The sequence below is a fragment of the Lactobacillus sp. HMSC08B12 genome (genome assembly GCF_001808415.1).
Lineage (GTDB): Bacteria > Bacillota > Bacilli > Lactobacillales > Lactobacillaceae > Lactobacillus > Lactobacillus delbrueckii.
Genome location: NZ_KV793103.1, coordinates 1,224 through 9,391, shown reverse-complemented (window position 1 = coordinate 9,391; position 8,168 = coordinate 1,224). Strand labels below are relative to the sequence as shown.

Genomic DNA, 8,168 nt, shown 5'->3' with positions numbered 1-8,168 from the left:
CAGACGGAAGTCTGGCTCTTTTTGTTTTCTTGTTTTATTTTCTATTTGCCTAATTTTTACTGTTATTTGTCTGCTTTCTGAGTAGATTATCGCTTATGCCCGAGAAAATAAGCTGCAGGTCGCGGTTCACGCCATGGGCGACGCGGCCATTCAGCGGGTGATCGACGTTTGCCAGGATCTGGATCCTTGGCTTGAAGGTCAGCCGTCAGTCAGAATCGAGCACGCTTCACTTTTATCCGACTCCATGCTCAAGGAGCTGAAGGGGGCAAAAATTGGACTGGCTGTTTCCACCCAGCCGATCTTCTTCTTCGCCGAAGAAGATTCCTACCGGCAGTTTTTGTCAGCGGACCAGCTAAAAATGGCCTACCGGATCAAGAGCTTAGACAAAGAAAATATTCTTTTCAGCCTCAGTTCTGATGCCCCATGCACCCCATGGGCGGAACCGGACAGTCCTTTTTACGGAATCTACGCGGCAGTGACCCGGCACACGGCAGCAGGCGGTTTTATTAATGAAGATGAAGGTATCCCAGTAGTCCGGGCCATCCTGGCTTATACCAGAGACGCGGCCAAGATGGGCGGCTTCGTCAATAACGGAATCTTGATCCCGGGCAAGGACGCCGACTTTGTTATCTTGGAAAGAGACATCTTCAGTCAAAAGGCAGAGGACTTAGCCAAGGTCAAGCCGGCGTCGACTTGGATTGGCGGAGAAAAGGTCTGGAGCCAGGAAAAGAAGTAAAATATTTTAGTCAATCGAAAAAAGTCTTACCTATGACGGGTAAGACTTTTTGCTTGTGGAAAACTTGTTGATAGTTTTTTAGTCAACGTCCACGCTTGGCGCGTCCTTGGTCAAGACCACAGACTTGTCCGGCTTGATGCCGAAAAATTCTTCCAAAAGCTCTTCCAAGTCGCTCATGGCTTCGTTAGCTCGCTGGGCCTGGTCAGCGTTGACTGATTCAATTACGATTACGCCCTTAGTTGAATCTTCATCCAGCATGGTTCTTTGGGCATCCCGCCAGTTGAGGCAGCGGCAAACGGCACCTTGATCGTCATACCAGGCAACTTCCCCTTCAAGGGTCGGTTCGTCCTTGTCAGCGCCGACCGGCTGGAAGGGCAGGCCTTCGTGGACTTGGCCCAGGTGCATGGTGCCGGCCAATTTATCTTGGTCTTCGATGCCGATTGGGACACCATGAGCCAGGGAAACTGAATTGTAGACGTCAACCAATGGTGAAATCGGGTGCAAGTCCTCGCCCTTGTCGATCCGCTTCAAGAGCGCTTCGATGGAAGCCCGGACGCCTTTCTTCTTTTTGAATTGCTGGTAGGCTTGCCGCCATTCAGCAACAACTGGGTTCTTGGCAAAAGCCGCAGCACCCAGGAAGTCTTCCGCCTTGTCGCTGCCTTCTCTGAGCAGCTTGCGCCGGCAGGCCAAATTGTCATCAGTGTCATGGTTGTCGATGCCGCTGACGAGCATGATGTTTACTTGCGCGTCAGGGAAGAGTTCCCAAAAACTTGGGTCAACGGTAACTTTTTCTAACATGTTGTGCCTTTCTTTATATATAAAAGAGATAAGTTCTTTCTTTACTATCCAATTGTACTACAAGCAGAAAGCTCCTTACCAGAGCTCATTGTTGCTGTCCCGCTTGACCCGGTAGCTTTCCTGAAGGAGGCCGTCAAAAAAGTGCTGCAGGGAAATCTGCCCCCGCTCCAGCTCCTTGCCGTTTTGGTGCTGCATTTCCACGTGGATGTTCTGGTATTCAAAGAGGTTGTTGGCATAGTCCAGCAGCATTTCGTTGTCCGGGTAGTCGATGCACATGGTGGCCAGGTTGACGATCCCGATGTGCAGGGTCCGGCGGATCCGCTGGTAGATGACCTTTTTCTCCCGGCTGCTGATGCCGAAGCTTTCTTCCAGGTCAATCTGGTCAAAGCTCATATCCTTGTCGACCATCAAGCGGATAATTTTCATGATGTCATCATAGCCTTTTTCTGATGCAATGCCCAAAAAGCGCAGGGTGTCGGTAACATGGTCGATCTGCTGGCGGTGGGTGGTTTGCTGGCGGCCATATGGATTGTTCAAGCTGCCGGAGAGCTCGCTAATCACCCGCATGTTGCTCAAAAGCTGCAGGGTTGTGCTGATGATTTTGGAAATATGGGCAATCTCTTCAGAATTGAGCTGGTGGTGGATAAAAAAATCGCAGCCGTTCTGGTAGGCAGCCGTAATCACGGATTCTGACGGCGTATTGGCCGTCATGATCACCCGGGGCAAGATGTTGGCCTGCTTGAGCCGCCTTAAGAGAGCCAGGCCGTCAAAAGGAGCCAGGTCATAGTCGACCACCAATACGTCAACTCTGAGCTGGCGGAGATCATCGAAGGTCCTTTGGGCATCAGTTGACCGGCCCACGATGATGTTTTCGAAGTTCCGCTCCAGGGCGTCACTAATTAGTTGTAAGTTCTTGGTGCTTTTGTTTGTGATATAAAAGTGCATTTTTGCATTTTCTCTTCATTTTTGAAGTAAATTGAAGTTAGCTGAGTCAATGCTTCTATTTTAACACAAAGGCAGCTTAATATAAAAAAGTGTATAAACGGGGGAAAAGTACCCAAAGGGCCGTATAAGCGGCCTTCTATTCATTTAAAAAATTCGATTATACAGTTTAGAAAAACTAATTAATTGATTGCTGATTTTTTTGGTAAATCTTTTTGGTTTTTGTCGTTGTTTTCTGAAAACGCTTTCTATAATAATAATCGTAAACAAGTGAAAAACACAAAACAATAGAAAACAGGAGGAAGCTATCATGGCTTTTAATTTACGCAACCGCAGTTACTTGACTCTCGCAGACTTTAACACTCGTGAAATGGAATACCTGCTTGACTTGGCAGAACAACTGAAGAAGGACAAGTACGCTGGTGTTGAACAACCTCGCTTGAAGGGCAAGAACATTGCTTTGATCTTCGAAAAGGACTCAACCAGAACCCGTTGTTCATTCGAAGTTGGTGCCCACGATCAAGGCGCTCACGTAACTTACCTTGGGCCAAGCGGCTCACACTTCGGCCACAAGGAATCAGTTAAGGACACTGCTCGCGTATTGGGCGGCATGTTCGATGGTATCGAATTCCGTGGCTTCTCACAAGAAGCAGCTGAAACTTTGGCTAAGTACTCCGGTGTCCCAGTTTGGAACGGTTTGACTGACGCTGACCACCCAACTCAAGTCCTGGCTGACTTCTTGACTGCTAAGGAAGTTTTGAAGAAAGAATACAAGGACATCAAGTTTGCCTTTGTTGGTGACGGTCACGACAACGTATCCAACGCTTTGATGCTGGGTGCCGCAGTTATGGGTATGGAATACCACGTTGTAACTCCTCCAGAACTGAACCCAAGTGAAGAAACTTTGGCAAAGGCTAACGCAATCGCTAAGGACACTGGCGCCAAGATCGTTGTTTCAAACGACATTAAGGAAGGCGTTAAGGGCATGGACGTAATCTACGGCGACGTTTGGGTATCAATGGGTGAATCCGACGACAAGTGGAAGAAGCGGATCGAATTGCTTTCACCATACCAAATCACCATGGACGTTCTTAAGGCTACTGAAAACCCTAACGTTATCTTCGAACACTGCCTGCCAGCCTTCCACAACCTGGAAACTGAAGTTGGCCGTGAAGTTTACGAAAAGTTTGGCTTGAAGGAACTTGAAGTAACTGACGAAGTCTTCGAAAGCAAGCACTCAGTTGTCTTCCGTGAAGCTGAAAACAGAATGCACACTATCAAGGCTGTCATGGTTGCTACCTTGGGCGACTAATCAAGAAGAGGTGCTCTTATGTCAAAAGTTGTTGTAGCATTGGGCGGTAACGCCCTCGGCAAGTCACCAGCCGAACAATTGGAATTGGTTAAGAACACAGCTTCCTCACTGATCGGTTTGATCAGCGCCGGCAACGAAGTAGTTATCAGCCACGGCAATGGTCCGCAAGTTGGACAAATCAACCTGGGCATGAGCTACGCTGCTGAACACGGCCAAAGCGCTGCCTTCCCATTCCCTGAATGCGGGGCAATGAGCCAGGGCTACATTGGCTATCATCTGCAGCAAAGCCTGCAAAACGAACTCCGCAAGCGCGGCATGACCAAGGATGTGGCAACCATCGTAACGCAGATCGTTGTTGACCCGGCTGACACCGCCTTCCAAAACCCAACTAAGCCGATTGGGGCCTTCTACACTAAGGAAGAAGCCAACTCAATCGCCGAAGACAAGGGCTACATCTTCAAGGAAGACGCTGGGCGCGGCTGGCGGCAGGTTGTTCCTTCACCGACCCCAAAGAGAATCGTTGAATTGAACAGCATCAAGACCTTGATTGAAGCAAATGAACTCGTTATCGCCGGTGGTGGCGGCGGGGTGCCTGTAGTTGAGACCGAAGAAGGGCTCAGGGGCGTGCCAGCCGTTATCGACAAGGACCGCTCCAGCGCATTGTTGGCAGACAATGTTGGCGCGGACAAGCTGATCATTTTGACCGCTGTTGACTACGTAGCCATTAACTTCAACAAGCCAGACCAAAAGAACTTGGAAGACATCTCTGTTGAAGAAGCCAAGAAGTACATTGACGAAGGTCAATTCGCGGCCGGCAGCATGCTTCCTAAGGTTCAAGCCTGCATGTCATTCGTTGAAGGCCACCCGGAAAGAGAAGCCATCATTACTTCTCTGTCAGGCTTAGACGCTGCTCTTGCTGGACAGTTGGGGACTGTTATCCACGCATAAGCTCGTCAGCTCATCGACCGTTTTAAATTTTAGTATGAAAATCTCTCTTTAAAAATTACGAACAACTAGTTAGTTAAGTCGTTAGTAGGTTGACTTGACGATTTATAACCACACAAATCATTAGGATATTAGGTAAATTAGCAATTATAGGAGTGTAAAGATTATGACAAGTCCTATTCATGTAACTTCAGAAATTGGTAAGTTGAAGACAGTTATGCTGCACAGGCCAGGGCGCGAAATCGAAAACATCACGCCGGATTCAATGGAACGTCTCTTGTTTGACGACATTCCATACCTGCCAATCGCGCAAGAAGAACACGACTTCTTCGCACAAACTCTGCGCGACAATGGTGCCGAAGTTATCTACACCGAAGACCTGGCTGCTGAAGCTTTGGCAGACGAAGCTGTCAGAAACGAATTCATTGAAAGACAAGTTGTTGAAGCAGGCTTTGTTGCCGGCGTAACCCATGACGCTTTGGTTGAATATTTGAAGGCTCTGACTCCAGCTGAACTGGTAACCAGAATCTACGAAGGTATCCGCAAAGACGACCTGGAATTGACTATCCTTGACTTGGCTGCAGTGTCCGAAAACACTGAATGGCCATTCTTGATGGATCCACTTCCAAACGCTTACTTCACCCGTGACCCGCAAGCTTCAATCGGCGACGGGATGTCAGTCAACAAGATGACTTTCCCAGCTCGTCAGCGTGAATCAATGATCACTGAATACATCTTGAAGTACAACGCTCGCTTTGCAGGCAAGGTTAAGGTATGGCGTGACAGAAACCACGCAAGCCATATCGAAGGTGGTGACGAACTGGTATTGAGCGACCACGTAGTAGCAATCGGTATTTCACAACGGACTACTGCTGACGCAATTCAAGACATCGCTAAGAGCTTGTTCGCAAACTCTGACTACGACACTGTAATTGCCATCTCAATTCCGCACAACCACGCGATGATGCACCTTGACACGGTGTTCACCATGATCAACTACGACCAATTCACTGTTCACCCGGACATCTTGACTGAAGATGGCAAGGTTGACAACTGGGTACTGCACCCAGGCAAGGAGGGCGAAGTAACCTTCGAACACCACACTGACATCAAGGAAGTGCTGAAGAAGGCACTGGGCAAGTCAGAAATCGACTTGATCCCAACTGGTAACGGTGACCCAATCGTAGCTCCGCGTGAACAATGGAACGACGGTTCAAACACTTTGGCAATCGCTCCAGGTGAAGTTGTAACTTACAACAGAAACTACGTCTCCAACGCTTTGCTGAGAGAACACGGGATTCTCGTTCACGAAGTTCGCTCAAGCGAATTGTCAAGAGGCCGTGGTGGTCCACGTTGCATGTCTTGCCCAATTGTTCGTGAAGACATCTAATTGGTTTTAAGATCCTAAAATCGCGGAGCTGGTCTATCGCTCAAGGGTTTAGACTATCTCCGCCTTTTTAGGTGGAAAGAGTATTTGGGAGGTAAAAATCATGGAAGAGAAAGTAAACAAAAAAGGGATAGGCCTTGTCGGCCTGACCGCTTTGATCGTCAGTTCCTCCATTGGGACTGGGATCTTCGGCATTACCAGTTCCATTGCCCAATCTGCCGCTCCAGGGCCCGCGATTTTGTCCTGGCTGCTGGTCGGCTTTGGTTTCTTGATGCTTGTTCTGTCATTGAACAATTTGACTGAGAAGAGATCCGATCTTAAGGGTGGTATCTTCGCTTACGCCGGGGCCGGCTATGGCCCTCTGGGCGAATTCATTTCCGGCTGGGCCTACTGGATGAGTGCCTGGCTGGGCAACTTGGCCTTCGCGACTATGCTGATGAGCGCGATCGGGACCTTTATTCCGGTCTTCAAGGGCGGTTCAAACCTGCCTTCAATCATCGTGGCCATCATCTTCTGCTGGGCCTTGACCTTCTTGGTTAACAACGGTGTTGAAAGTGCCTCATTCGTTAACACGATCGGTACTTTCTGCAAGGTTGTGCCATTGATTATGTTTGTTATCATCTGCATCGTTTCCTTCAAGGGCGGGATGTTCACCGCTGACTTCTGGGGCAGAGTTGCCAACAACCTGTCCAAGGGGATCACTACTGGCGGCCTTTGGCCACAGATGAAGGGGACTTTGATGACCCTGATCTGGGTATTTATCGGTGTTGAAGGGGCCTCAGTCATGGGGTCACGTGCCAAGAGCCTGAAGGAAGCGCAACAAGCAACCATGCTTGGTTTCGTTCTGCTTTTGGTCTTTTACATGCTGATTTCAATCCTGCCATACGGCGCACTTACCCGGGCCCAATTGGCCAGCGCTGCACAACCAGCTTTGGGTAACGACTTGAAGATGATCATCGGCGACTGGGGCATGATGATTATCAACATTGGTTTGATCATTTCCACTATCGTTTCCTGGCTGTCATGGACCATGCTGCCAGCAGAAACCATGCTTTTGATCGCTGAAGACGGTGCTGCTCCTAAGTTCTGGGGCAAGCTGAACAGCAAGAAGGCGCCAACCGACGCCCTGTTCACTACTGCTATCCTGCAGACAATTTTCCTCTTCTCCTTGCTCTTCACTAACAAGGCTTACGAATTCTGTTACACTTTGGCTTCAAGTGCCATCTTGTTCTCATACCTGTTTGTCGGCTTGTACCAAATGAAGTTCAGCCGTGAACACAAGGAATGGACTCAATGGACCTACGGGTTATTGGCAGCCCTCTTCCAATTCATGTGCATGATTTTGGCTGGCTGGCAATCAGTCTTGGCTGTTTCCTTGAGTTACATCCCAGGCCTGATCGTTTATTACCAAGGCGTCCGTGAACAAGGCAGAAAGCTCAACAAGAACGAAAAGATCACCTTTATCTTTATTGCAATTCTCTGTGTTCTGTCTATCGTGCTGATTGCCAATAAGAAGATCAACATTATGTAATTGATTTTAAAATCTTTCCCAAAACAGCGGTTTTCCGCTGTTTTTTTGTGTTTCGCCTTGCTTTTTCAAAATAAAAAAGGCAAAAAAGACTTGCATTCCTGGCTGAATACGATATACTAATATTTGTGCTTACGGCCTATGCCGTAAACTAGTCATATGGAGGATTAGCTCAGCTGGTAGAGCATCTGCCTTACAAGCAGAGGGTCACAGGTTCGAGCCCTGTATCCTCCATCGAGTCGTTAGCTCAGTCGGTAGAGCATCTGACTTTTAATCAGAGGGTCGAGGGTTCAAGTCCCTCACGACTCATGGCCCCGATCTGCGGGTGTGGCGGAATTGGCAGACGCGCTAGATTTAGGTTCTAGTGTTTTCGGACGTGCGGGTTCAAGTCCCGCCACCCGTATTTTATATCATGCCGATTTAGCTCAGTTGGTAGAGCACCTGTCTTGTAAACAGGGGGTCGTACGTTCAAGTCGTATAATCGGCATTGTGCGGAAGTAGTTCAGTGGTAGAACATCAC

The 8,168-nt window shown here is 48.6% G+C and carries 7 protein-coding genes and 5 tRNA genes (1 of these 12 only partly in view); 10 read left to right on the top strand and 2 right to left on the bottom strand.

The annotated features are described in order from the left end of the window. Positions 1–85: 85 nt before the first annotated feature. Positions 86–736 (top strand): amidohydrolase family protein, encoded by a 651-nt coding sequence (locus HMPREF3168_RS01030; protein WP_338323548.1) that lies wholly within the window; start codon positions 86–88, stop codon positions 734–736. Positions 737–814: 78 nt separating this feature from the next. Here HMPREF3168_RS01030 and HMPREF3168_RS01025 read toward each other — a convergent pair whose 3' ends face one another. Together HMPREF3168_RS01025 and HMPREF3168_RS01020 are read right to left on the bottom strand one after the other, a co-directional pair. After that, positions 815–1,534 carry a B3/B4 domain-containing protein gene (locus tag HMPREF3168_RS01025; protein WP_035185710.1) on the bottom strand — a complete coding sequence of 240 codons (720 nt, stop codon included), beginning with the start codon at positions 1,532–1,534 and terminating at the stop codon, positions 815–817. A gap of 75 nt (positions 1,535–1,609) precedes the next feature. Continuing rightward, on the bottom strand, positions 1,610–2,479 hold the full coding sequence (locus tag HMPREF3168_RS01020) for a DNA-binding domain-containing protein (RefSeq protein ID WP_070488027.1): 870 nt from the start codon (positions 2,477–2,479) through the stop codon (positions 1,610–1,612). A gap of 307 nt (positions 2,480–2,786) precedes the next feature. Here HMPREF3168_RS01020 and argF point away from each other — a divergent pair, with 307 nt between their 5' ends. The 9 genes from argF to HMPREF3168_RS00975 all read left to right on the top strand — a co-directional run. Next, positions 2,787–3,788 (top strand): ornithine carbamoyltransferase, encoded by a 1,002-nt coding sequence (gene argF / locus HMPREF3168_RS01015; protein WP_003612285.1) that lies wholly within the window; start codon positions 2,787–2,789, stop codon positions 3,786–3,788. An 18-nt stretch (positions 3,789–3,806) separates the two neighbouring features. Further along, positions 3,807–4,736, top strand: coding sequence for a carbamate kinase (gene arcC / locus HMPREF3168_RS01010; RefSeq protein ID WP_003612280.1), 930 nt, complete (start codon positions 3,807–3,809; stop codon positions 4,734–4,736). A gap of 163 nt (positions 4,737–4,899) precedes the next feature. Then, a complete protein-coding gene (gene arcA, locus HMPREF3168_RS01005) occupies positions 4,900–6,123 on the top strand; it encodes an arginine deiminase (protein ID WP_070488025.1) in 1,224 nt (407 codons plus the stop codon). Between the two features lie 100 nt (positions 6,124–6,223). Next, positions 6,224–7,651, top strand: a complete 1,428-nt coding sequence (locus HMPREF3168_RS01000) for a basic amino acid/polyamine antiporter (RefSeq protein ID WP_070488023.1) — start codon at positions 6,224–6,226, stop codon at positions 7,649–7,651. A 158-nt stretch (positions 7,652–7,809) separates the two neighbouring features. Next, positions 7,810–7,882: transfer RNA gene (locus HMPREF3168_RS00995), tRNA-Val, on the top strand. Between the two features lie 2 nt (positions 7,883–7,884). Next, a tRNA-Lys gene (locus HMPREF3168_RS00990) sits at positions 7,885–7,957 on the top strand. Between the two features lie 12 nt (positions 7,958–7,969). Next, positions 7,970–8,051: transfer RNA gene (locus HMPREF3168_RS00985), tRNA-Leu, on the top strand. A gap of 11 nt (positions 8,052–8,062) precedes the next feature. Next, a tRNA-Thr gene (locus HMPREF3168_RS00980) sits at positions 8,063–8,135 on the top strand. Positions 8,136–8,139: 4 nt separating this feature from the next. Continuing rightward, positions 8,140–8,168 (top strand) — tRNA-OTHER (locus tag HMPREF3168_RS00975) (it continues 49 nt past the right edge of the window).

Excerpts from the sequence above, each read along its gene's own strand:
- HMPREF3168_RS01025 (WP_035185710.1), bottom strand. The coding sequence starts at position 1,534 with ATGTTAGAAAAAGTTACCGTTGACCCAAGTTTTTGGGAACTCTTCCCT.
- HMPREF3168_RS01020 (WP_070488027.1), bottom strand. The coding sequence starts at position 2,479 with ATGCACTTTTATATCACAAACAAAAGCACCAAGAACTTACAACTAATT.
- argF (WP_003612285.1), top strand. The coding sequence starts at position 2,787 with ATGGCTTTTAATTTACGCAACCGCAGTTACTTGACTCTCGCAGACTTT.
- arcC (WP_003612280.1), top strand. The coding sequence starts at position 3,807 with ATGTCAAAAGTTGTTGTAGCATTGGGCGGTAACGCCCTCGGCAAGTCA.
- arcA (WP_070488025.1), top strand. The coding sequence starts at position 4,900 with ATGACAAGTCCTATTCATGTAACTTCAGAAATTGGTAAGTTGAAGACA.
- HMPREF3168_RS01000 (WP_070488023.1), top strand. The coding sequence starts at position 6,224 with ATGGAAGAGAAAGTAAACAAAAAAGGGATAGGCCTTGTCGGCCTGACC.